This window comes from Acinetobacter sp. LipI_23 (genome assembly GCF_058243045.1).
Map to the genome: position 1 here is coordinate 2,514,842 of NZ_JBZAYJ010000001.1, position 25,397 is coordinate 2,540,238.

Below are 25,397 nucleotides of genomic sequence, written 5' to 3' on the forward strand. Positions count from 1 at the left end.
CTATGCCTCGTACCATGCTGACAGATCAACACTGGCAAAAGTTGAAAGTTATTCTGCGTAATTTATCCATTCACCACAACTCAAATTTACGCAATTTTATTGAAGCTATTCTCTATAGAATTAGAACAGGCTGTCCGTGGCGAGATATTCCTTGTTGTTTTGGTCATTCAAACTCTATTTTCAAACGTTTTAATCGTTGGTCAAGCAGCGGTAAGTTACTTAGATTATTCAAATTATTAGCCTCATGCCCCGATATGGAGTGGATTTTTATTGATGGCTCTCATGTACGTGCTCATCAACATTCTGCCGGCATAGCGAATCAATCTATTTCTAAAAGTGTAGGAGGAAACTCCTCAAAAATACATTTGATTGTTGATGCACATGGCAATCCTATTGATTTCATGATTACCGATGGAACCACACATGATGTTAAAGTTGCACCTGATTTAATATCAACATTAGATTTAAAAGAGACAAAAGTGGTATGTGCAGATAAAGGCTATGATTCAGAACCACTGCGTGAACAGATCAGGAAAACAGGGACTAAAGCGAATATACCAAAGAAAACAAATAGCCAATCGAACAATGACCATATGGACTGGTATTTATATAAAATCAGGCATTTAGTTGAAAATATGTTTTGTAGATTAAAGCAATTTAGAGGAATAGCTACTCGATATGACAAGCTCAAAAGAAATTATCAAAGTTCTGTTGCTTTAGCCTGTATATTTTTATGGCTACCTTTATAGGGTTAATTATGAACAGTAAATGTCAACAGACCCTAATCATTAGGCTTTGTTGCACAAACCTATCTGTAAAGGGTTTTTCAGCGATATAATTTTCAAATGAAGAAGCCTACACACAAAATCTACCGCACAACCAATTGGCCCGCATATAACCGAGCACTCATGAGTCGCGGAAATATTGCCATTTGGTTTGATCCTGCTACGCAATGGTATGCGCCATCAAAAGGCAAACAAGGGCGAAATCAAACCTACTCCGACGCAGCCATCCAATGCTGCTTAATGATTAAATCCTTATTCCGTCTGTCTTTACGTATGGTCACTGGCTTTGTGCAAAGTCTGATTAAACTTTGCGGATTAAATTGGATAGCTCCAGATTACACCACGCTTTGTAGAAGACAAAAGCATATTGATATTGTAATCAGCTACCAAAAAAGTAGCGATGGGCTGCATCTACTCATGGACTCTACAGGCATGAAGTTTCTAGGTGAGGGCGAATGGAAACGCAAGAAACATGGACCTGAATATCGTCGCCAATGGCGTAAACTTCATATTGGTATAGATGCTAAAACCCTACAAATACGAGCAGTTCAGCTTACAACCAATAATGTCAGTGATTCACAGGTGCTTGGTGATTTACTTAATCAGATTCCACAAGATGAGCGGATTGACTCTGTTTATACCGATGGAGCTTATGACACCAAGCAATGCCGTCAGGTCATTGCAGATCGGCAAGCGCATGCGGTGATTCCACCTAGAAAAAATGCGAAACCATGGAAAGATACAAAGAGTAGCTCGCTAGAGCGAAATGAATTACTTCGAACAATTAAACGTTTAGGCAGGACACTATGGAAAAAATGGTCAGGCTATCATCGGCGAAGTTTGGTTGAAACTAAGATGCATTGCATCAAATTATTAGGAGATAAACTCAGTGCAAGGAGTTTTGATAGCCAAGTGAATGAGATCCATGCACGTGTAGCAGTCCTTAACAGATTTACGGAATTAGGTCGACCACTTACCCAAGTTACGCCTTAAATTTGGCTCAATTAGGGGCGCTTTGCATTTCAAATCTTTGTGCAACAAAGCCTCCTAGAGAACAAACTGCTAAAATTTGCTTACAAGTCTTAAAATCAGCAATTATAGATTTAAATCACAATGAATCTAAATTAAATACATGACAAAGTATTACTGTTTAGCATAAATTTAGATTAGTAAAAATATTTTAAAGTCATATAAAGCTATACAGAAAAACTCTGGCACACTCTATTGAATCCCCAAAGGTCACTTTCCCAAGCTGTTTCTATATTCTCTAAATTTGTCCGTTGCCAATTCAGTTGATTCGTATCTGTCATCGTATTTATAAAGTAGTAAGCTATTCATAAATATAAGCTATTTTTTAGACAAAGCCTATGTTTCTTAAACGCTACATTTACATTCAACTTTAGTGTTAAATTGATTATTATTCACACGCTTTTGTGCTAATTTAGAAGTGAGAAATTAGCATTTCATATGCAAATATCCATATGAATTTACTAGGTTTTATTCTTTAAAAAATACAGCTAATATTAAGGTATAAGCTGTATTTAACCCGTGATACATTAGAACAGAAATCTGTACGTATAATCAGTTGATAATAAGGAGAAATAACCATGGCATACCAAAACATTTTAGTCCCTGTAGACGGTTCAGAAACATCATATGCAGCAGTTGCGCAAGCGGCTGAACTTGCTAAAGCATTTGGCGGAAAAATTACAGTCGTTCAAGTACTTGCACTTGACCCTTACATTGCTGCCGAATACATTTCTGCAACTCAAACCAATGACTTAATTGAACGTGCACGTACTTCAGTTTTGAAAACGCTAGAGGAAGCTGCGGCTAAATTTAGCGATCTGGGCATTCCTGTTGAAGCAAAACTACTTGAAGGTCAGGTGGTGCACCGTGAAATTATCAAAGAAGCAGAAACATCTAAAGCAGACCTCATTGTCATTGGCTCTCATGGCCGTACAGGTTTAAAACGTTTATTCCTAGGCAGTGTTGCACAAAGTGTTTTAGGTGAAGCGCACATTCCAGTTTTAGTTGTTCGTCAGTAATACATCGAGTGCTCTACTTCTACGGAGGTAGAGCATTTCTATTTTAAATATCCCACTGGAACTCTTTCATTTTCACTTTGTCCCCAATCACTAAAATACCTTCCGCCAGAAGTAACTGTGCTTGAATGTTCTGTCCCTGATCATTCAGTTTACTTAGGCTAATTTTTCCTTGGGAGTTGATTACCCGATACCAAGGCAAACTACTGTCTGCATCCATATGTTTTAGCACATAGCCTACTAAACGTGCATGTTTGGGAATACCTGCTAAACGTGCAATTTGTCCATAACTGGCTACCCGCCCATAAGGAATCTGAGCGATCACCTGAAAAATCATCGGGGCTAGTTCTTTGATTATCGATTCTGCCATTTCAAATGTGCCCTATTCTAAGTATTCCATAATGACATCATTATTTGATTCAAATAAACCAGCTCATTCATTCTAAAAAGCCCCAATACAGGGGCTTCTTGATTGAGCAAATCACTAAAAATTATCAGGACTTTCCAGCCGTTTCACTTCCTGAACTCGCTCAGGGTTATGCACCGCAGCAATGCCATCATCTGCTTTAACATCAATCAATGCTTCAGGTTGATAGACAATAATGGTTTCATAGCCCTGTGCATCTTCACCAATAATGTACTTGAAACCTTTACGGTTCATTTTATTACACAGACGTTGATACCAACCTTTAAAACCCGTCTTTTCTTCATTCGGATTGTAGTAAAACGCATTCATTACAGCAGGTAATCCTAGACCGCAGACCATGCCTGAAAGCAACACGGCGATAAAAGTATAACCAATCAAAATACTGCTGTATTCACTTAACTCAGGCACGTTAGCTACCGCTAAGATCAATGCTAAGGAGATCCCTCCACGCACTCCCCCCCATGACAAAATCGCCAAACTTCCGTTATAACTTTTCTTACGGAAAGAGGGAAAAAAGGCAAAAGATAAATAGTTCGCTGCAAAACGTGAAGCATGCAGAATAATAAACGCGATGATGCCACCAAAAATTAGACTAAAGCTGAGATCTAAAATAAACAGTTCCAAACCAATTAAGGTGAATAAGAACGAGTTAATAATCCCTTCAACCGTATGCCAAAAATGGTTTACTTCCCGTATCTCGCGCTCTTGTAAAATTTCTTTCCACTTGTTCCCCACAATTAAACCACCGATGACGCAAGCAATCGGTGCTGAAGCATGAGCAAACAGTGCAACCAAGTACGAACCGCAGGCCAAGAGTGCTGTGGTCAAAATGAGAGACTCCATTTCGTGCTTACCACGCAGCAGTCGCAAGATCCCTAAACCAAAGGCCCAACCAATAATGACGGCGACAAAAATTTCATAGAGTAAGGTCTGCAACACACCCATGACAGTAAAATTTTCACCTTGTAAGACATTTAAGAGCGTCATGAATAAGGCAATACACATGGCATCATTAAACAGTGATTCACCTTCGAGCTTGACCATTAAATGATGTGGCGCACGTACCGAACTAAGTACGCCTTTGATCCCAATCGGATCCGTTGCACCCAATGCAGCCCCCAATAGCAAAAGCACCAATAAATCGACATGTTGTCCAATAATGAACTGATAACCGTAGAGCACCACCCCAAAAAACACGGCGCACAGCACCAGTGCAATACTGGCTAAAATGCTGATCGGCTTCCAGTAACTACGTAAGTCTGAGACTTTGAACTTCAGTGCCGAAGAGGTCAAAATGAAGCAAATCACACCATTGATTAAAAAGTCATAAAAGTCGATGTGACGAACCGCTTCTTCAATGTTGTGAATATTGATGGTAATAAACTGATTACCACTCAGCAGGCTCGCGCCCCACTGTAAAATAAAGACAAAAATGGCAGAAACGATGGGTACGCCAATGGCTTGGGGAAAACCTAAAATACGTTTATTAAAAATAGTCGTTGCAATGGATAATGCAAAAATAACGGTAAAAACTTGTAGAAAAAAATAATTTCCCATTGAACTTCCAAATTGGGCGGTTGGGGAGACGGCGGCTTTCGGTGCTGATATATGGAATAAAAGTTCATTTCATACACATTGATGCTCGAAATATTTTAATCATTTTTCACATCAACGCCCGAAAAAAATAATTTTTTTAACATTTCTCCTGATGATGAATTAACATAAGACATATGCATGTTTTTTATGCGTGAACTTTCCCTTTGGCCAAGTTTGATCTCCTATGCAATTCACTTTTAAAACCATCTTTCGGATGTTCTTCGCACTGATTATTTTCATGACCACCTTTGCGTTGTTTCTGACCTGCTTTGCAAAAACCAAAGAAATTTTACAAGCTGAGCAAACTTTCGCCGCAGCTCAAAGTTTTAAAATGAACTCTCGTCCCGATCAAACACTGGTTCTACTTTCAAACAATAAAGCTCCCGATGATCATATTTATTTGCATGTGGCCAATCAGGGTTATATCGCCAAACTCAGCTGTGATCATTATTTAACTGACATTTGTGTGGATGATTACAACGAACAACATACCCGCCAAATTCAGTCAATTGAACTACTCAAAGCAGGTCAGTTTAACTATATTCAGCAAGTCAGTTATCTCGATACACGCACACAAGATGTTAAAACATTGCGTTATACGCCTGAACAAATTCAACAGTTTTACCGTGCGGATATGAGCAACTTAAAGTATGTGGTGTTTGGGGTGTTGTTATTTGCCTGTATTGCGTTATATGTGAGTGTCCGTATTGCTCGAAACTTTAAGCAGTTCTTAAACCGATAGAAATGAATTGGTTAAAATAAAAAGAGGTGATTAATCACCTCTTTTTTTATGACTTAAATGGCTTGATTAAAAGTATCACAACTTTCAACTTGCCCCGACTTAAAGCCCGTGCCAAACCAAGTCATACGCTGCTGACTGGTTCCATGGGTAAAGCTATCAGGGACCACTTGCCCTGTTGCCCGCTTTTGTAGGTAATCATCACCAATCTTATGTGCCGCATCCATCGCCTCTTCAACATCGCCTTGCTCTAAGAACTGAGTTCGTTGATTGTTATGATGCGCCCATACTCCTGCTAAACAGTCAGCCTGTAACTCTTGGCGTACCGATAAAGCATTGCCTTGCGCTTTTGAGCCCTGTGCACGAGCCTTTTGCACTTGTTCAGAAATCCCTAAAATGGTCTGAATATGATGTCCAACCTCATGTGCCACTACATAAGCCTGAGCAAAGTCACCCGCTTGATCTTGGCGCGCCAACTCCGTTTGGTTTTGCTCACCGCCAATACCCATTTGAGTCCGCATGTCTTTAAAGAAAGTAGTGTCGATATACACCTTCTGATCTGCTGGACAGTAAAACGGCCCCATTGCAGACTGAGCAGTACCACAACCCGAATTGATCACCCCTGAAAACATCACCAACTTCGGTGGAACATATTGTTGTCCCAATTGCTGTTGGAAAATTTGACTCCATGTGTCTTCAGTATCGGCCAGTACCGTACCGACAAAGTCCATCGCTTCCTGCTGATCAGGCGTTGGGTTATCCAAACCTTGGGTTTCTGCTGCTCCAGTTTGTGCAGTCACTTGTTTAGTGGCTTGGTAGGCTTGCTGCGGATCGACTCCTAGAAATTTCCATGCCACAAAGGCCACGATCAGCCCTAAAATACTGATGCCACCCGCCTTGACACCGCCACCACCGCGGCGATCCTCGACATTGCTACTGACTCGACGTCCCTTCCAACGCATAGCACTCTTCCTTCTTCTAATTCATGCTGACCCAATCCAGTTTATGCCTTTTTTGAACTTGGCCAAACTTTTTTAATCAAGCTCACAATAGCCAATACAATCAAACCAGCCACAAAACCGATCACTAAATTAATCAGTGTTGGGGTTAATGCTCCAATGATACTGCCCACAGTTGGAATATGTTCAGCATAATCCACTGAACCTTCAGTGAAATGATGCAATAAAGGCACGCCGTGGGAAATAATACCGCCACCCACTAAAAACATCGCGATAGTGCCCACGATAGTTAAGGTCTTCATCAGCTTTGGTGCAAAAGCCAATAAACCGCGGCCAATCGTTTGCTTAAATGAAGAGGCTTGCTGAGTCAGATACAGTCCTAAATCATCAATTTTGACAATCATCGCCACAAAACCATATACACCGACAGTCATTAAAATGGCAATTACAGACAACACCATAACTTTGGTTGAAAAAGTTGCAGCAGCCACAGTCCCCAATGAAATCACCACAATTTCTGCCGACAAAATAAAGTCGGTACGAATCGCCCCTTTGACTTTATCTTTCTCAAAAGTCGCCATATCCGTTTCAATCGCAGTTAATTCTTGGCTGGCTTCTTCTTCGGTTTTGGCTTTTTTGTGATGCAAACTGTGCAGGACTTTTTCTACCCCTTCATAGCATAGAAATAAGCCACCAATCATTAACAGTGGCGTGATCAGCCACGGTGCAACCACACTAATCAACAGCGCCGCAGGGACTAAAATCAATTTATTAACAAAAGAGCCTTTTGCCACAGCCCAAACCACAGGCAGCTCACGGTCAGTACGAACCCCACTGACCTGTTGTGCATTGAGTGCTAAATCATCGCCCAAAACACCCGCCGTTTTTTTTGCCGCCATTTTGCTCATGACCGCAACGTCATCTAATATCGTGGCAATATCATCTAGTAATATTAATAAGCTACTCGCCATTTATTTTTATCCATCTTGAGAATTCTGACATTTTAATCTGTGATCTAAGCTTTTGAATATTTGTTTTTTGAAATTTAACTGATTTTATAATTTTTTCACTGCAGTTTTTTTAAGACTGACATTGAAAAAGATTATGCCGTACAATGTCTGCATTCTTTGAAAATAGCATGTCGCTACGACGACTTTGGAAATAGATAATGAGTAATCAAGACAACCGTCCTGTTATTTTGACAGGCGACCGTCCAACGGGACAACTTCATTTAGGGCACTTTGTCGGATCTTTACGTTCACGTGTGGGTTTGCAGGATTCACACCATCAGCATTTATTATTGGCCGATGCGCAAGCCTTTACTGACAATGCAGATAACTTTGAAAAAGTTCGCCGCAATATTCTTGAAGTTGCCACAGATTACTTAGCAGTCGGGATCGACCCAACCAAAACCACCATTTGCGTTCAGTCGAGCTTACCAGCGTTAAATGAACTCACCATGTTGTATCTCAACTTTGTGACCGTGTCTCGTTTAGAACGTAACCCAACCATTAAGTCTGAAATTCAGATGCGTGGTTTCGAACGAGATATTCCAGCTGGTTTCTTATGCTACCCCGTCGCACAAGCGGCAGATATCACCGCATTTAAAGCAACGGTTGTACCTGTCGGTGAAGACCAGATTCCAATGATCGAACAGACCAATGAAATCGTACGCCGCTTAAACCGTCAGATTGGTCAGGAATTACTACCTGAGTGTAAGGCTCTGCTTTCCAATATGAGCCGTTTACCCGGCTTTGATGGTAAAGCCAAAATGTCGAAATCTTTAGGCAATACCATTGTGTTGGATGCAACAGATAAAGACATTAAAAAAGCTGTGAATGCGATGTACACCGACCCGAACCACCTGCGTGTTGAAGACCCAGGTCAGGTTGAAGGTAATATCGTATTTACCTATTTAGATGCGTTTGATCCAAACAAAGAAGAAGTTGAAGAACTTAAAGCACATTACCGCCGTGGCGGTTTGGGCGATGGTACGGTGAAAAAGCGTCTTGAAGGCGTATTGAAAGAGCTGATCACGCCAATTCGTGAACGTCGAATGGAACTTGCGAAAGATCCTGATTACATCATGGATATTTTAAAGACCGGTACAGACAAATGTCGTGATATCACTCAACAGACTCTAGATGAAGTTAAATCAGGTTTAGGGGTGTTTCATTTCTAATCCGGTCTTAAACTAATGCGCTTCTTTAAAGCCTTTCTCACAGAGAAAGGCTTTTTTAATCGCGAAATAAACACGAATAAGCTACATGCATCTCAAAAACTGACATTTAGTGTCGTTTGTTAACCTAAATTTACAGTAATTAACGTGAATACTCATGAAATAAGAACGCGCAGACCTTATGATAAGTTCATAGCTTAGATTAACCCTGAGATATAACATTTCTCCTTTTTACCGAAACTGTGTAACAACAGATTCGTAGTTCTACGCAATGAATACCCCAATCATTGCGTATTTTTTTGCCTAAAATTTACTAAATCCCAATTAAACTGCTCTCACTTTACGTTCCAACAAACTTAGACATTCTGTTTTTTGAATGCTATGCTAAAGCCCAATTTCAATACAATTCTTTTTAAAAATTTACACTTAATTGATAACAGCATAAAAATAGAGAACCTTTAGAATGTGGGAATTATTTACTCACCCATCCAATTTAATTTTTAGTATTTGCCTCAGTCTGATGTTTTTATTGGGACTGCTACAATTGATTTTATTGGTATTAGGCGGCGGCTCACAAGGCCTACTTGACCAATTCCTACCTGATGACTTAGGCAGTACTAAAGACGTCGACATTGCACTAGATGCCGATCAAGGTTGGCTCAATGCCCTGCTGGATTGGTTGTTTATTGGCCGTGTTCCTCTCTTGGTTTGGCTGATTATCTTCCTCACCCTGTATAGCTTAAGTGGCTTTATTCTACAGTCCATTCTTCAAACTTGGACCGGGAGCTATTGGAGTGCATGGATCATGGCACCTCTTTGCCTCGTATTTTCGATGCCTATGATACGTTACAGCGCCATGCTGATTGCTAAAATTTTGCCACAAGATGAAACCACAGCAATTTACAGTGAAGAACTAATTGGACGAACAGCACTGATTATTTTAGGTGAGGCTAAAGTCAACTCACCTGCTCAAGCACGTGTTCAAGATCAGTTCGGACAAACGCATTATGTACTGGTTGAACCTGAAACAGACCTTCATTTTTCTCAAGGTCAAGAAGTCATTTTGACTCAAAAAACCAAGATTGGCTTTAAAGCCATTTCACTTTAATTCTTTTATTTTCTACTGATAACTTTAAATAAAATCGGGACCCTTATGCTCAGCAACAATTTCTATAACATTCTTATTCTTGCAGGGATTATCTTTGCTGCTCTGGTCATTATCGGCATTATTATTGCTCGTCTTTACCGTCGTTCAAGCAAAGAAATCTCTTTCGTACGTACCGGTTTTGGCGGCGAAAAAGTCATTTTAGGCGGCGGTGCAATTGTACTGCCTGTATTACATGAAATTATCCCTGTCAACATGAACACGCTACGTTTAGAGGTTCGCCGTGCTGATGATCAAGCGCTCATTACCCGTGACCGTATGCGCGTCGATGTCATGGCTGAGTTCTATGTCCGTGTGAAGCCACTAGCAGAATCAATTGCAGTTGCCGCACAGACTCTGGGACAAAAAACCATGTCTCCAAATGAGTTGAAGAACCTTGTAGAAGGGAAATTTGTCGATTCCTTGCGTGCAGTAGCAGCTGAAATGGCGATGGAAGAGTTGCATGAAAAACGCGTGGACTTTGTGCAAAAAGTACAACAAGTGGTTTCCGAAGACTTACATAAAAATGGTCTAGAACTTGAAACTGTGTCTTTAACAGGTTTAGACCAAACAGGTTTTAAATACTTTAACGCCAACCAATCTATACAAGTAAAAATGGAATTTTTCTATAAGTTTTTGTTTTTAAGATTTATTTAAAAAAAAATTCCATATTTAAAAAATTCCATAAAATTTAATAAAAAATAAATAAAAATTCCATATTTTCATCCTAATTGCCCACAAGAAAGTTAGATAATATATCTAAATCTTAAATTGTGAAATTCAAAGGAATAGGTTGGCGATAATGTCTACAGGCAACTAAAAATATAGGATCTAAATTATTTTTCAAAAGTGAAAAATTTTTCAAATGTTCATTTTGAGATAACATGATTTGAACCTCATTCAGAAATTCAGGCATGTTTTTTTGAATTGGTACACTTGACCAACAAGCTCCATGCAGTCGATCAGATGAGCTTAACATGATGTTTTCTGATTTTTCTCTTGGAAACCAAAATTGAAAATTACAATGAGAAAGTTTGTTCTTTTGTATTTCTTGAATTATTTTAAAAGATGGACCATCTTCAAAAAGAGCACTAATTAATGCTAAAGTTGGAAGCATTAAGCTACCAGATGTTGCTTCTTTAAAATAACTATCATCATGTTGTGATGAATGATTTAATAGCTTTTCAAAATCTTCATATATAACAGGATACAAGTAGTTTATACCGTATGATGTTTTTAATGCATTTATTAAATTAGTTACGTAGAGCTTAAGGAATTTAATATGTTCTTCTTCATTACTCAGATTAAATGCTAGAATAAATAATGAAATTTCTATAATTTGAGAATCTTTTATTGGTGTAAAAAGAATTGAGTTATTCAATATTAATGATTGTAACACATCAAGATGATTACAAAGCTTGTCGATTAATTTCTGTTTAAGATCCTGATCATTTTCATTCTGTATATCTGAATATAACCAATATGCATAAACAGAAAATCTACTCAGAATATCAAATAGTTTTATATTCGTATTTGCATGGCTACCATAATGCGCATTAGCGGATATTGCATATTGTTTATCGCAATAAGGCTTAAATTTATCTATAAAATTTTCAGTAATTTGTCTATAAACTCTAACTATATTTTCAAAAGCAATTCTCACTTCTGTAGCTTCTTTATTTTTATTCGGATAAATATCTTTGACAATCAACCAAGATATAAAGAGAGCTTTTTCAGAACATTGATAAACACTTTCTAGATTATATAAGTTTCGTGACCATGAGTATAGAACCCATAGACATAGGTTTATCAAGCGAATTTTACGTAAAACACTTAGTGCTGATTTTTCAATAAGTTGCAACAAAGAATGGAAATATTGAATAGAAGCCTCAGGCTCTTCTATCATTGCAATTGAACGTCTTAATTCTTCGCGAAAACCAACTGGTAAAAGAGATTCTTTGAGTAAATGCTGAATAATTAATTCAGCTATTTTATCTCCATTCCATTCTTCAAATGAGATGCGTTTTGTTGTTTTTTGAGAGGTGTAACTGGAAACAAGTTCTCTAACCTGTTCTAAGATATTTCCACCAAAGCATAGGCATATGACAACCTTTTTATTTTTATGCTCTTGAGGGATTCTATTAGGTATATATACATCAATAATATCTTCGATAGAAGGTCTCAGTGCTTGATCACTTCCACCGTTCCAATGTGTACGATTTAAATCACCATCTTTTACTGAAAATAAAAAGACCGTATCTTCCTGCTTAGTATTTTTACCTACCGCCATTATGTCCACACCATTTTGACGTGTTCCTCTTTGTGGCAAAGATGTTACAATCATTCCCATTTCGGTTAAGAGGTCAGGTAGGAGGGCATCTAGTTCATTACGCTCTTTTAATGATCTTAAGTATTCTTTCAATATTAATTTCATTTTTCCATCCCCTCATTCATAAAAATTTGTCTTTGATATGCTGATAATACGGGATCGGTGAAATATTGTAGAGGTAAAGTCATATTATAATAAAAAGAACTGAGAGCATCTTCTTGAAGAGTTATCTCATTGCTTCCAGTATTCGCAATGTGGATATGAGTTTCGCCATATAACATAATTTTTTTTGTAAATAGATCAGCAAATACTGACTGAGCATCAGCTGATTTGTTTATTTTTTCATTTTCATGATGTCTTTTATATTGTATTAGTCTTGAGTGCTCTAAGGGGCAGGCTAACTCTTTTAAATCACTAGCTTGTTTTATATCGGTATAAATAACTTCATGTTCGGTTTTTAATCCTATAATTATACTTTTCGTTTCTTCCTCAGTGTAATTCTTTAAGTCAAAAAAGAAGGCAACTTGTTGAGGTTCATAATTTATAATTACATGTTGGAAAGCTAAATCTAAAATTTGGAGAACTATTTTTGGATTTTTTATACAATTTAAAATGTCCATTATAAAGTTAAGAATGAGGCCTTCGTGTATATATAACCATCCAATTGCTTTCTTTGTTAAAAAAATAGAGTCTTCTTCTTTAAAATTAATAACCCATGAAAAATCTATGTGCAATGACTTAATATGATTAGATGTAATTATATCCGATGCAGATTCCCATAAATTTTTCTTTTTGGAGAGAAACCATCGTGTAACTATTTTATTAAGCAGGTCTGAATTTTCACAAATATAATAGGTATGAAAGTTTTTAATGGAAATATTTTCGTGTTTTAGTAAAAGTTGTTCAATAATCTCTATTAATTCTCTAAGATCTTCATCAGTACTTTGATTTTCTATAGTTAGACCCAAATTATTACAAATTTGATGAGAAATATTTTCAGCATTGATGATCATTTGATAAAAATTTTGCTTTAAGCTTTTTGAAATCTTAGCACTTTCAAAAAACAATAAGTTGGCAGCTTTTTCTGAAATATCAGTGGGACTAATCTTACTAAGAATTAGCTCTATTGTATTAATAACATGATTTTCTAGATTGTTATGTTGCAAGGAAATGTAAGTAACAATTTCTAAAATCTGAGAAAATTGAGAGCTATTTAGCTGATCTTTGTTTATTAAATTATTAATTTTATCTACTATTTGATGCGCATCAATAGTTGAAGAGTATTCTAAGTATCGAACTGCATTTAATAATGAATCTATATTCTTTTCCTCTAGGTCAAAGTGATTCAAAATAAAGTCTTTTGTTTTGATAGGGTCAAAAATGGTTAAGCAAGCTACTGCTAGACCTAACTTATCATAATGTACATCTAATCTAGTAACTATGAAATTAAACAAATATTCTGCATAACTAATATTTTTTTGTGCTACTTTTTTTAGATAGTGAAACCTCATGGAATCATGTTTAAATATTTTCTCAAAATTTAAAACAATATTTATGAGTTCAGGGAAATTCAATCTATTCGTTAAAACTACTAAGTTGAAAAAAACATGTTCAAATTGATCTATATTAATTACTTCTTTTTTGTTCAATTTATCAACAACTTGGGTAGCAAAAACAATTAAATCAATTTGATTATCATCATGTTCATTGGCTATTATTTTAGCATTTTCTTGAGAAGACCCCGAATAGAAATAAAAATCACATAGAGAACGGATTTTTATTTCCAAATCTAACTTATCATTTTTCAAATTGTTGATTAAATCTTCTAGGGTCATAATTTTCTATATATTCCTAAGGCCTATTTATATTAGTGATATAAAATTGCGATTAATTAAATTTAATAATCAATCAAACGTACTTTGTACTAAGCCTCATATTATGCTGATTGATCTACAGAGGTCAAAGTTAAAAACAATTTCAGCATCTATTTAAAACAGAATCTGAAATTAATTTTTAATTGACTTACTCGGATTGTCCTTGCTCTTCTTAACCTGATTATTTTGTAAAATTTGTACCTCACAGAAAATTCCCTTTTTATCCATTTTAAAATAATTTATCGGTCTTTGCTCTAAAGCCGCAATTGCTTTAAGGTCTTCCAGCATTTGCATGCTTAATTCATTTCTACGCTCTTCATCCAAATCAATATTTTTTGGCATATTCTACTATCTCTATTCACTTATATACCGATCAATTTACAACCATTTATTTTGAAAATCTGCCCCAGATGAGTTTGGAGTTATCGAAGGCTTGTGGATATTAATAGTTAGTGGTATCGGAAAGTCATTACCTATTAGAACAGCTTCACCCGGTTGTAGGCTTGGTAGAAAATCGGATGCAGCTTTATCTATCTCACCACATGCACGTTCAATAATTTCTCTGTCACGATCATTAGTAAGTCTATGGACAATCAGTGTTCCTAATTGGCTTAGCACTCCTTCTGTGATATCTCTTGGTCGCTGGGTTGCCAAACAAATATTCAGACCAAATTTACGTCCTTCTTTTGCAATTAATTCAAATGAATCTAATTGGGCAATGGTATCTTCATTACCAATAGCTTTTCCAAGAAAGTTATGTGCTTCATCAAGAAAGACAACTATTGGCTTATTACAAAATCGTCTTGCTCTAGCCTGATTTAACAAATGTCTTCCAATTACATTTGCAACAATTTCTCTAGCCTTAAATTCAAAACCTACATCACTTAGATCGATTCTTAAAATTTTTTTATCTGATATGTAAAAATCATCTATTTTTTGTACAAGAGTTGGCAAATCCTCTGGTTTAAAAACAAATCTAAAAGTTTTAGATGTCGTTATTCCATGTATTCTTGATATTAATGAAAGACAATAGCTGAAACCCGATGGATCAGGTTTCCATACTCCATTTTGATCTGCTGGATAAATACATTCTTGGTGAATTTGTTTACATAATCTTAATGGGTTAAATGGCATATAAGGATCTTCGATAAGCTCTGTACCTCGAACATACTTGATAGATTCTGTCCAATTACTTTCGTTTTTTCCAATTTTTAAAAAAACACCGTCATTAATTTTTTCTAAATGCTGATCGTTTTTAAGCATTAATAAATGAACAAGTCTAAGACTACGAATAGCATCTCTAAATTTAGGACCTTGTGCTTTGCCTGAAGGTTCAAACAATGCTATAAAATCAGTCTCTTGGAAGCATTCTGCTGGCAAACTTACAGCGCAAGACCCAACGGCTGGGCTAATGGGATCACTCAAATGAATATTTTCAATATCATCACCAATGAAATCTTTATATTCTCCAGTTGGATCAAGAATAATTATTTTCGAGTTAAATCTTCGACATTCTTCTAATATTTTGGCTGTCGTATAACTTTTACCACCACCTGTTGAACCTAAGATTCCTAGGTGGCGACCGAATAGTTTTTCAGGTGTTACATTTATATCGCAACCCTGATCTAAATCTATGAAACCTAAATTTAGTTCAACTTTTGGTGTTCCTTTATTCATTCTTTTAGGAAGCTGAGCGATAAGTTCATGAGGTGCTGAATAGATCAGATCATTAATATTTGGATAATATTCAACTCCAGCAGTTACATACAAACTGTCCATTTGAATTGTGCCAAGAAGTTGGATTCGCCCAGCTATGTCTAAATTAGACTTATCTAAATCATCCTTTTTGATTTCTACGATACGACCAAGAATTAAGTTCACTTGACTTTCAATTAATATGAACTCACCAACTTCTCCTTTTCCATAACGTTTGCCATGATAGTAAGTTGCTTGGTGTTGTAAATTTATATACTCAAAGTTTACAGAATTGGCAGTAACTGCATTTACCTTTCCAAAAAGTAATTCTGATTTGATTACACCCTTTTCATTAAGCATCTCTATCTCCAAATAATTTTTTCATATTTTCATGAAAATTTTCGGCAGGAGATAAAGCCGTAAGATCAGGAATAAAACTCGAAAATTGCTGAAAATCACAATTTAGAAAGAAAATCTCATCATTCTTTCTATCATCTGCAATTTTTTTAAACATTCCCCAATACTTCGATGTTTCAGATGATGGTTTTTCAATATCACTTTCAATAGTTGGCGAGACAATTATAACTTTTAAGTGTGGATTTGAGAGAATTGCGGATAATATTGGCTCGGATAAATGATCATCATTAAATCCAAATCCAGCAATGATTAAACATGTATTCGGCTCTCTTAAACTTTGAGAAAAGCGAGCAATTAACTCTAAGTGAGGCTGTATATATGACTGCTGATATTTTCCCTTTGCAGGAAAAATCATACAACTATTTTCAGCTGTTACATTTTCTGCTTGTTCGATGATATAAGAGTTAGTGTTACGACGACTCCAATTTGTAGAGCCATGGAGTTTATAGAGTTGATAAACACCTTCTAAATAATGGGTGTTGGTCGAAGAAGAAGAAGTGTTTCTACGAACAATATCCATATCAAAAAACCTTGCATCATAGATCCGAGGCATAGAGAATGAAAAACCATCAATTACAGTAATACCTAATAGTCCAGCGGCATCTTCAAAACAGGTATCATAATTGGTTGTAAAAAGCTTAACTCTAGGATCTTTTGATTTTCTTCTAGCTAATTTTCTAATAAATTCTTTATGACCAAGAAGTTGTGCATCTTTATCATTAATAAAACGGCATTTTTCTAAAATTAATTCCTTGCATTTTTTTATGAATAGAGTCGTTTTTTCTTTTGTTGTACTAACTTGTGAGTAAGCTTCGCAATGGGATAGGCATATTTCTATGTTTTGATTTGACTCAATAGTGATATCAAATTTATTTTCAGCAAAACACTCCTTAGCAATTATATCCATATCATTAGTGGTGCATGCCAACCATAAATCCCACATTTTGGGACCTTTTACAACATCACCTAATGATGTTCCACTTCCCGCCAACACCATAAGATTAGGCATCTGAAGAGCTGATTTTAATTTCCCTTTAATATCGGACTCAAAAGTTTCGTTCTCAATTCCGTCATCTTTATCAGCAGAAACCCAAACCTGCTTTAATGAATTATAATATTTATTAGTCATGTTATTACCTATTTAATAATCTAAGCCACCGCTTCATTAAATGCTTCAACCACCCCAAATATGTTGTCAGCATCTCCATCAGCAAACACACCATCAATGCCTTCATAGTGAATCTGATTAAATGGTGGCTCATATAGTTGTGCAGCATCGAGCACACCATTTTGAGTCAAATGATCAATCATCATTTCCACAAAGCGGATTTGCTTTTCATTATAGCTTGAACCTTGTAAATAAGTTGAAAAGGCTTCTTGTACAGCTTTACGATCCAAACCGACCAATGAGCGAATGAAAAGTGGTAAAGATTTTTCTGTCCCAAAACATGCTTCAAATCTTTCCTTGCTTTCTACTTCTTGTGCTTCAAAAACAAAGCGTTCAAGTTCACTCAAATCCGTTGGAGTCAATGCCAAACCACGCTTGAGCTTGGCAATGGTAATGTGGTCTTCATTCGCCTTAATAAAGCTCTCTACACGCTTACGGTACTGGGCAAGGTTTACGCCACTTGATACCACTGGAATATCAACTGCTTGCATATCTCCAATTTCATCATCAAGCATGGAGTAGACAATAGTTGAGGTCGATTTTTCAATCAGTTTCACCAAGCCGCGAATACGTTTACGCATCGCCTCAAGCATTGGCAAGGTAATGCCTTTCCAATATTCAACGGTTTGAATGTCTTGAATTAGCGCAATCTGTTCTGCAACAACAGGAATATTTTCTTTGCTTTCCAGTTTAGAAGCAATTTCAATCACTCGATTGGCATAACTCTGAATCGCTGTATTGTTCTGTTCCAACACAGCTAGTTCAAGGTTATAACACAACATATCAAACAGTTTGGCCTCTAAGGTTTCAGGCTCAAACTGGTTTGGTAATTTAGAAATGTGTTCTCGTAACGTACCAATGGCAAGGTCATCTAAGTTGTTCCAAGCATCATCATTTTTGAAATGCTCAACATGCTCAAGTTCAGATTTCACAATGAAGTTATCATTGTTCATGGACTTCACTTCAGTCTGTAAACTCTGACGTAGATCTTGCTGTACAGCTTTTAGCTCTTCGGTGGCATCGTCCTTCGCATTCAGTAAACTCAGGATATTTAAACGTGCTTTAAACAAACGTTGTCCAAGAGGCTCTGTGGTCGATACAGGCGCACCATCAGGGTTTTCATTGAAGTATTCAAAGTTAGAGCAATAGTCGAAAATAAAGAATTCTTTTTTATCTTTTTCAGGGCTAAACAATTCTTTGCAGAGTCGAGTACCACGTCCAATCATCTGCATAAACTTCACTTTAGAACGCACAGCTTTAAAGAACACTAAGTTGACCACTTCAGGTACATCGATGCCTGTATCGAGCATATCCACTGAAATCGCAATTTGCGGTTCAGGTAAATCTTTCTTGCTAAAGTCATCAATCAGGCTTTGAGGATACTTAGTGGCATGGGTAATGACACGGGCAAACTTGCCATCATATTGCGGATAGTTTTCATTGAAGCGATCAGCAATAAACTGGGCATGTTTTTGATTGACGGCAAAGATAATGGTTTTACCCAAACGATCTCCACCTTCGGTCTTAATACCATTTTCCATCAAGTGCTTGAGCATTAAATCAATCGTGCCTGTATTAAACAGCTCTTTATTAATCTTGGATGCTGAGACTTCTTCAGGTGCATCTTCATCGCCCCAATTTAGACTGTCCCAGTGTTGTTTTTCCTCTTCTGAGAGTTCGTCATATTTCACGCCTTCACGCATAAATTTAAGCGGAACAGAATAAGCTTTCGGTGGCACAAGATAGCCATCGGCAATGGCTTGATCGAGGTCGTAGTAATCGGTTGGGACACCGCTTTCTAAGCCAAACAGTGCGTATGTATCACGATCCACTTCATCCCGCGGTGTCGCAGTTAAGCCCACCAGTAGGCTGTCGAAATATTTAAAAATTTCACCAAACTTTTGATAGACGCTGCGGTGTGCTTCATCGACAATAATCAGGTCAAACATGCCTGTACCGAATTTACGTGTGCCATCGGCATTCATTTCATCAATCAAACCCATCATGGTTTGATAGGTCGAGAAATACACTCGACCAACTTGATTTTTATCCTCAAGTAAATTGACGAATGAGGCATCTTTTAAATTGGCTTTAAAGGCATTGTGCGCTTGATTGACCAATGAAGTGCGGTCTGCAAGGAATAAGGCTTTTTGCACTACATTGGCTTTCATCAGCACATCGACCAGTGCAATGGCAGTACGTGTTTTACCTGTGCCTGTTGCCATAATCAGTAAGCCTGCACGTTCTTTACGTTGATAGGCTGCAAGCATGGCTTTGATGGCACGAGTTTGGTAGTAACGCTCGACAATGTCCGCATTGATCGGGAAGCTGCTTAAATCAGGGTTGTTCTTACGTCTTTCGATCAAGCGTTTGAGTTCTGCTTGTGTGTAAAAGCCATGAACTAAGCGTGGTGGGCCACCTTGAACATCATTCCAGATTCGGGTTTTGTAGCCATTGCTATAGAAAATGACAGGTCTTTGTCCTGTTTGTTGTTCTAAGCAGTCTGCATAGAGTTTGGCTTGTTGTTGACCAATATCTGGGTCAGTTGATGTACGTTTAGCTTCAACCACAGCCAAAGGCAAGCCATTGGCATCATACAGTACATAATCGACTGCACCTTTACCCGATGGGCTTGGCATGCCTGTAACAGCAACTTCTTCACGCACCGTTGTGCCAATGTCCCAACCTGCTTCTTCAAGCATGAGGTCAATTTTAAACTTACGGGCTTCATCTTCTTTATAGTCGTTATGGTCTTCGATTTTGCTGTTGGCAATTTTAGCTTGTTCGACTTGCTGACGGATCTGCGCTCGTTCTGCATCTGCTTGAGCAAGGAGTTTTTCTCGTTCTTCTAGATTTGCAGATTGTTCAAACAGGCGTTGTTCAAGTTCACGTAGCGCTTTGTGTTGCTCTGCAAATTGCTTTTCTTTGGCTTCGGTTTCTTTCTGTAGTTGCTCTTGATTCGCAGTGATTTGCTGAATGTTATCTGCGTTAGGAATCAGTTCGGTTTTAAAAATATGCGGCTGTGAACGGTCTTTAGATGGTGAGCCATAGTTACGTTCAAACCAGACATACATCAGGAATAAATGGCTGATGTGTTTTACGGTTTCTTCTGTAGTGAGTTGTTTGAACTTTTTCCCATGTACGGCACTGTTGCCGACCATGCGGATATTGTCCATTTTGTCCCAAATATAAGGCGGAATTAGGTCTTTAAATTTGAGGTCATTGATTAAGTTATATAGGGATGGATCGTAAGGCTGAGTCAGTTTTTTGTCGTATTGATACAGCCACAGTACAAGGTTTTCAAGCGATGTACGAGCTGCTGCAAGGGCAAATTGTGGGGATATATACGTGAGCTTTTCGGCTTCTTTGGCAGTCGCTGCCAAGCTTTTAAATTCAGGTTCTAAAAACGAGAAGTTGCTCATGTATATATCCCCTTAAATATTAAATTAAATTTTATAGATTCTTGATATTAGGTAATTTACTTATGTGTTAAAGAAAAAAAATTCAACATTGTTCTAGCATATTCCATTTTATCTGATGCAACAGTAACACTAAGTCCATCATAAATATTATCCTCATTTGGTCGAAATTTTGCGACACCATTGGTTTGATATTGTCCTTTTAATTGATACTGATAATAAACAGTTTGTTGATTCGCTCTTACTATCTGTACAGGTGGTGTTGTTCCACTAAACTTAGTGCCATATAACTGCTGATTTTGCCTTGCAGCTTCTGGGAAAAATGGTGTCGCGGCATCAAGTCCACAACCGACACAAGCAGGTACAGCATATAAACTTAGGTTTGACTTTTGATCTGCTGATGCGAGTGCTAAAACGGTATTGCCATTTACACCAATAGCACCTTTCAATCGTGTCCATTCAGCAGGTGCTAAGATCCATTCATCTGTTTCAGCAATGTTATATACCCTCATGTTGGCAGCAAGTTTTTTTGGTAAATCCATTGCGAAATAGCACTTTGACTTATTACAACTTGCTGTAGGTCTATGTGGTGCATCAGTTTCATCCGTACCCATAGGGACACTGATCGAATACGCAGGGACTTGTGCACCATTTTTAAATATTGCAGTTCCTATTGCAGTTAGAGGATGTATTTTTCTTTGTTCATTTACGCTGATATCTATTCTTACAGGAGAAAATGTATATTTTTCAGCAAAACTAGCAGTTGAAAAAAAACTTAAGCCAACGGCTACGATTAATTTAAATTTCATAACTGTCCTTGTATTTATAAAGTACCGTTAAATGCTTGGTTTTGTAGTGAATTAAATAATGAATCCAAACTATCAGAAGATTGCTGAAAAGTCTTAATTTGCCCCCAAAGTTTTGTTGAAAATTCCGCAAATTTATCTTGAAGTTCTTTAGGAGGTAATGGCATTTTTAACTCATTCAATTTCCCTTTGGAAATATTCTTCATTGAGCCACTCGTACCACTTGATAGTTTTGAAAGCTCATTTCTAAACTCTATGTTTTTAAATAAATCCCATAAATAAAGTTTATTTACTTTAGATTCATCTGAAATAGAAAACTTCCATAATTTGTCAGGCAAAACAATATTTTCAGGAGTTTCCCAAACGTATGCTGTTGCCGCAACTAATTCGGTTGTATTTGCTCGACTGAAAAGTAAATCACCTTTTTCGACAATTGCTAAAGGATTAGGCTCAAATGTGTTAGGTGCAAATTTACTTTCATTAGGTTTATAAACTTTTGAAGTGACTGCGCTAACTTTTAAAATTTTATAATCAGAGTCGCTTTCATCAGGGCATTCTATATTTTTCCCACCAATAAACTCATCGACTACTTCTCCAACTCTTACCAAATCCCACCCTTTAGGATTACTGACAGGATCGCCAAACATATCAATAAAGGTGGCTTGTAAAAGCTGATCTAACTTTTCAATCGCTTGCTGGCGTTTTTGTCGTAACTCATCCGCTTGATCTAAGATAGACGCAATTCGGCGTTGTTCTGCAAGTGGAGGGAGTGGGATTTTTAATTTTCTTAAATTTCCTAAGGACACAAATTTTTGAGTCCCACCACGTGAAAGCTTTGTTAATTGCTTTTTTGCAATTTCACTATTCAGAAAATGGTAGATATAACGATTGTAAACATCAGCATTATTAAATTTAAATAAGGCTACATTTTTAATCGAAAAATCGCAGTCTTTACTAACAATAACTGGATTACCAATAGTCCCAATCATTGCATAAAGAATGTCTCCATCATCAACTTTAGATCTTTTCGAAATAGCTTCATGATCTTCTTCACTTATAAAATTACACGTTGAAAAATCAATTTTTCCATTTACTAAATTTTTAGAAGTTACTAAAGGGATTCCAGTTTGTACAGATTGAGGAGAATCATGTGTACCGTCACGAACATCCATACATTCATCAGCATGAACAATTTTAATAGGTTCTTGAATCATTGCCATCACTTAAGTAACTCCTTAAGCGTAGCCATTCCTTTTAAAATATCCTGCTCAAGTAGTTCTAAATCCGCCAAAATTTTACTTGGTGCTTCATATTCCACTTGCTCATACACCACTTCCTTATAACGGTTAATCGACAGGTCATAACCATTGGCAGCAATATCGGCTTTGTCCACCATAAAGCTTTGCTCAGTGGCTTTACGGTTTGTTTCTGCCTCTAAATTTTTAAAACGAGCAATGATGTCAGGAATGTTGTTATTTTCATGCTTAGAGGCATCGAGTTCATTACGCTTATCATCTAGCGAGTAACCATCTGCCTGCATATCATAGAACCAAACTTTGTCCGTACCGCCCGACATGGTTTTGGTGAAAATCATAATCGCAGTCGAAACCCCTGCATAAGGTTTAAATACGCCTGATGGCATCGAAATGATCGCTTCTAGCTTTTGCTCTTCCACAATCTTTTGGCGTAAATCTTTATGCGCTTTAGACGAACCAAACAGTACCCCATCAGGCACAATCACCGCAGCACGACCGCCTGTTTTTAACAAACGTAAGAACAAGGCTAAAAATAGCAATTCCGTCTTTTTGGTCTTCACCACTGCCTGAATATTCTTAGCACAGCTTTCATTGTCCAAACTGCCTGCAAAGGGTGGATTGGCAAGAATCAGACTGTATTTTTCCGCAATATGTGAATGTGCTTCACTCAAAGAATCACGGTTTTCAATACGTGGATTCTCTACACCATGCAGCATCATGTTCATTGAACCAATACGAAGCATGGTGCTGTCAAAGTCATAACCAAAGAAAGTTTCTTCACTAAAGCGTTTTGCTGCTTCAGGGTTAGCAAAAATTTCAGTGCTGTGATGATCATTGAGATATTCACTTGCCGCAACGAGGAAGCCCGCTGTACCGCAAGCAGGGTCGCAAATCGTATCTGTGGGTTTAGGCTGCATCAACTCCACAATCATCTTAATAATGTGGCGAGGAGTACGGAACTGACCGTTTTGACCTGCTGAAGCGATCTTACCGAGCATATATTCGTAAATATCGCCTTTGGTGTCTTTATCGTCCATCGGCACTTCAGCCAACAAATCCACCACTTTGGTTAAAAGCGCAGGCGTAGGAATGGTAAAACGAGCATCTTTCATGTGATGGCTATAAGTCGTTTCATCTTCTGCACCAAGGCTTTTAATGAAAGGAAAAACTTCATTGGCAATCGTGCTATACAACGCCCCCGCATCACCTAAGGTAATGAACTTCGACCAACGCAGATGATCTTGCTCAGGTGTAAAAATTGGATGTTCGATTTCTTTTTTTAATCGATTAGCTTTCTTTTCTTTGGTGATCTGAATTTCATCAAGTCGGCGAATAAACAGCAAATAAGTCATTTGCTCCATGACTTCTAATGGATTGGAGATACCACCACTCCAAAATGCATTCCAAATCTGGTCAATTTTGCTTTTAATTTCGCCTGTAATCACGTGATGAATCTCAAATTTCTTTGGGATCTATTGTCTGGGATTTGAAAGGGAAAAGCTATTGGAATTAAAGGAGATGCGACAGAGAATGGCGTTTAAATACTTAAGTATAGTAGTAATAAAAGAGATTTTTTTTTATATCTAATTATTTTTCAATATAATTTCTTTACAGGCAGTTCATGATTTATTAAGACATTAAGATTCCGTGATCACCAGCTATATAGTATTTAACAACAAGATCTTCTAATTCGTTCAATTTTGATTGAGTTTTTAACAAAATCCCTATCAACACCTATATTTTTAAAAATGAGAAAAAGAAAAAAATTAATTAAAAAATTTAGATATATCTATATCTAATGCATTGAGCCAGTCTTGCAATTCAATAATATCAAGTCGGCGATCAAAATTTTCAACTTTAGCCACATATGACTGCGGCTTTTTTAAAGACGAAGCAAGTTGTACCTGAGTCATTACTTTAGACTCACGTAATTCAATTAACTTTCTGATGAATGCCCTATATCTAGGATCATGTAATGAACTCATAGAAACAGATATTGAACTATGAGATAAAATATCCCAAAATAGGATATCTTATAAGTCTTTGGTTCTAGAATGAATGTTGCTCACAGTCTCAAACAGGATATTTTGATATATCTATCTAAAAATACTTTTGAGAAAAGTGAATTTAAGTATATATATGAAGGATTTACCAAAAATTTACCTAAATTTAAGTCAAAAAAGTATTACCAAAAAATTTATCATCTCATCCGAGAGTTTGAGGAATTAAACTTACTTGAAATTGATAAATCTGGCTGTACTTATAAATACAGTACGAATACTGACCAAAAAAAATTCTTAAGTTTATTAGAGCAATCATATGATAAAAATGCTTTACAGAAGCAACTGTTAGTCGATTATCATCAAAAAAATTCAGAATTACATAAAATTAAAGCAGAACTAGAAATTTTTAATAAGTATTTATTACTGTATCCCAAGATTCAGGAAAAAATTGCTTCATTTATGAATGAACGAGATTATAAACTTTTAAAACTTGAATCAGAATTGCTAGCTATAGATATTATTTTAGAGAATATTTCATAATCTTCCAAAATAACAG

The 25,397-nt window shown here is 36.9% G+C and carries 20 protein-coding genes and 2 pseudogenes; 8 read left to right on the forward strand and 14 right to left on the reverse strand.

The features are described 5' to 3' along the window. Positions 1-2 precede the first annotated feature (2 nt). From AC4CVD_RS12415 to AC4CVD_RS12425, 3 genes and pseudogenes are all read left to right on the forward strand, one after another. Positions 3-768 (forward strand): annotated as a pseudogene (locus tag AC4CVD_RS12415) (IS5-like element ISAba31 family transposase). A gap of 77 nt (positions 769-845) precedes the next feature. Beyond that, positions 846-1,778, forward strand: a complete 933-nt coding sequence (locus AC4CVD_RS12420) for an IS5-like element ISAba12 family transposase (RefSeq protein WP_053579251.1) — start codon at positions 846-848, stop codon at positions 1,776-1,778. A 614-nt stretch (positions 1,779-2,392) separates the two neighbouring features. Further along, positions 2,393-2,833, forward strand: coding sequence for a universal stress protein (locus AC4CVD_RS12425; protein WP_004695589.1), 441 nt, complete (start codon positions 2,393-2,395; stop codon positions 2,831-2,833). 43 nt (positions 2,834-2,876) lie between these two features. On the opposite strand, the gene AC4CVD_RS12430 is transcribed toward AC4CVD_RS12425, so the two are convergent. Together AC4CVD_RS12430 and AC4CVD_RS12435 are read right to left on the reverse strand one after the other, a co-directional pair. After that, positions 2,877-3,200 (reverse strand): MGMT family protein, encoded by a 324-nt coding sequence (locus tag AC4CVD_RS12430; protein ID WP_490753215.1) that lies wholly within the window; start codon positions 3,198-3,200, stop codon positions 2,877-2,879. Positions 3,201-3,314: 114 nt separating this feature from the next. Beyond that, positions 3,315-4,814 carry a cation:proton antiporter gene (locus AC4CVD_RS12435; protein WP_078388592.1) on the reverse strand — a complete coding sequence of 500 codons (1,500 nt, stop codon included), beginning with the start codon at positions 4,812-4,814 and terminating at the stop codon, positions 3,315-3,317. A 223-nt stretch (positions 4,815-5,037) separates the two neighbouring features. Between AC4CVD_RS12435 and AC4CVD_RS12440 the strand changes: the two genes are divergently transcribed. Beyond that, positions 5,038-5,595 (forward strand): hypothetical protein, encoded by a 558-nt coding sequence (locus AC4CVD_RS12440; protein ID WP_490753216.1) that lies wholly within the window; start codon positions 5,038-5,040, stop codon positions 5,593-5,595. 53 nt (positions 5,596-5,648) lie between these two features. On the opposite strand, the gene ypfJ is transcribed toward AC4CVD_RS12440, so the two are convergent. Continuing rightward, a complete protein-coding gene (gene ypfJ / locus AC4CVD_RS12445; protein ID WP_490753217.1) occupies positions 5,649-6,554 on the reverse strand; it encodes a KPN_02809 family neutral zinc metallopeptidase in 906 nt (301 codons plus the stop codon). 41 nt (positions 6,555-6,595) lie between these two features. Further along, positions 6,596-7,522: a DUF808 domain-containing protein gene (locus AC4CVD_RS12450; RefSeq protein WP_114836765.1), complete on the reverse strand. Its 927-nt coding sequence runs from the start codon at positions 7,520-7,522 to the stop codon at positions 6,596-6,598. 197 nt (positions 7,523-7,719) lie between these two features. On the opposite strand from AC4CVD_RS12450, the gene trpS reads away from it, so the two are divergent. The 3 genes and pseudogenes from trpS to AC4CVD_RS12465 all read left to right on the forward strand — a co-directional run. Beyond that, positions 7,720-8,733, forward strand: a complete 1,014-nt coding sequence (gene trpS / locus AC4CVD_RS12455) for a tryptophan--tRNA ligase (RefSeq protein ID WP_004695576.1) — start codon at positions 7,720-7,722, stop codon at positions 8,731-8,733. 460 nt (positions 8,734-9,193) lie between these two features. Continuing rightward, on the forward strand, positions 9,194-9,838 hold the full coding sequence (locus tag AC4CVD_RS12460) for a YqiJ family protein (protein ID WP_490753218.1): 645 nt from the start codon (positions 9,194-9,196) through the stop codon (positions 9,836-9,838). A 45-nt stretch (positions 9,839-9,883) separates the two neighbouring features. Continuing rightward, a pseudogene (locus AC4CVD_RS12465) lies at positions 9,884-10,489 on the forward strand (flotillin family protein); the annotation flags it as partial. Positions 10,490-10,640: 151 nt separating this feature from the next. Here the strand turns inward: AC4CVD_RS12465 and AC4CVD_RS12470 are convergent. From AC4CVD_RS12470 to AC4CVD_RS12515, 10 genes are all read right to left on the reverse strand, one after another. Continuing rightward, positions 10,641-12,308: a hypothetical protein gene (locus tag AC4CVD_RS12470; RefSeq protein WP_291390251.1), complete on the reverse strand. Its 1,668-nt coding sequence runs from the start codon at positions 12,306-12,308 to the stop codon at positions 10,641-10,643. Next, positions 12,305-14,038, reverse strand: coding sequence for a hypothetical protein (locus tag AC4CVD_RS12475; RefSeq protein ID WP_490753219.1), 1,734 nt, complete (start codon positions 14,036-14,038; stop codon positions 12,305-12,307). Before AC4CVD_RS12475 ends, AC4CVD_RS12470 begins: the two co-directional genes overlap by 4 nt. A gap of 171 nt (positions 14,039-14,209) precedes the next feature. Continuing rightward, positions 14,210-14,419 carry a hypothetical protein gene (locus AC4CVD_RS12480; protein WP_291390255.1) on the reverse strand — a complete coding sequence of 70 codons (210 nt, stop codon included), beginning with the start codon at positions 14,417-14,419 and terminating at the stop codon, positions 14,210-14,212. Positions 14,420-14,455: 36 nt separating this feature from the next. Further along, the gene (locus AC4CVD_RS12485; RefSeq protein ID WP_291390257.1) at positions 14,456-16,132 is read right to left on the reverse strand and encodes an ATP-binding protein; all 1,677 of its coding nucleotides are present in this window, start codon (positions 16,130-16,132) and stop codon (positions 14,456-14,458) included. Further along, the gene (locus AC4CVD_RS12490; RefSeq protein WP_490753220.1) at positions 16,125-17,318 is read right to left on the reverse strand and encodes an SIR2 family protein; all 1,194 of its coding nucleotides are present in this window, start codon (positions 17,316-17,318) and stop codon (positions 16,125-16,127) included. The genes AC4CVD_RS12485 and AC4CVD_RS12490 overlap by 8 nt, the downstream gene beginning before the upstream one ends. Positions 17,319-17,338: 20 nt before the next feature. After that, on the reverse strand, positions 17,339-20,779 hold the full coding sequence (locus AC4CVD_RS12495; RefSeq protein WP_490753221.1) for a DEAD/DEAH box helicase family protein: 3,441 nt from the start codon (positions 20,777-20,779) through the stop codon (positions 17,339-17,341). 56 nt (positions 20,780-20,835) lie between these two features. Continuing rightward, complete coding sequence (locus AC4CVD_RS12500) at positions 20,836-21,585, reverse strand: DUF4850 domain-containing protein (protein WP_490753222.1); 750 nt, start codon at positions 21,583-21,585, stop codon at positions 20,836-20,838. A gap of 14 nt (positions 21,586-21,599) precedes the next feature. After that, entirely contained in the window at positions 21,600-22,802 is a 1,203-nt protein-coding gene (locus AC4CVD_RS12505) for a restriction endonuclease subunit S (RefSeq protein ID WP_490753520.1), read from the reverse strand. Then, positions 22,802-24,283, reverse strand: a complete 1,482-nt coding sequence (locus tag AC4CVD_RS12510) for a type I restriction-modification system subunit M (RefSeq protein WP_490753223.1) — start codon at positions 24,281-24,283, stop codon at positions 22,802-22,804. The genes AC4CVD_RS12505 and AC4CVD_RS12510 overlap by 1 nt, the downstream gene beginning before the upstream one ends. Positions 24,284-24,604: 321 nt before the next feature. After that, positions 24,605-24,823: a helix-turn-helix domain-containing protein gene (locus AC4CVD_RS12515; protein WP_130131375.1), complete on the reverse strand. Its 219-nt coding sequence runs from the start codon at positions 24,821-24,823 to the stop codon at positions 24,605-24,607. A 69-nt stretch (positions 24,824-24,892) separates the two neighbouring features. Here AC4CVD_RS12515 and AC4CVD_RS12520 point away from each other — a divergent pair, with 69 nt between their 5' ends. Beyond that, positions 24,893-25,381, forward strand: a complete 489-nt coding sequence (locus AC4CVD_RS12520; RefSeq protein WP_490753224.1) for a hypothetical protein — start codon at positions 24,893-24,895, stop codon at positions 25,379-25,381. Positions 25,382-25,397: the final 16 nt, after the last annotated feature.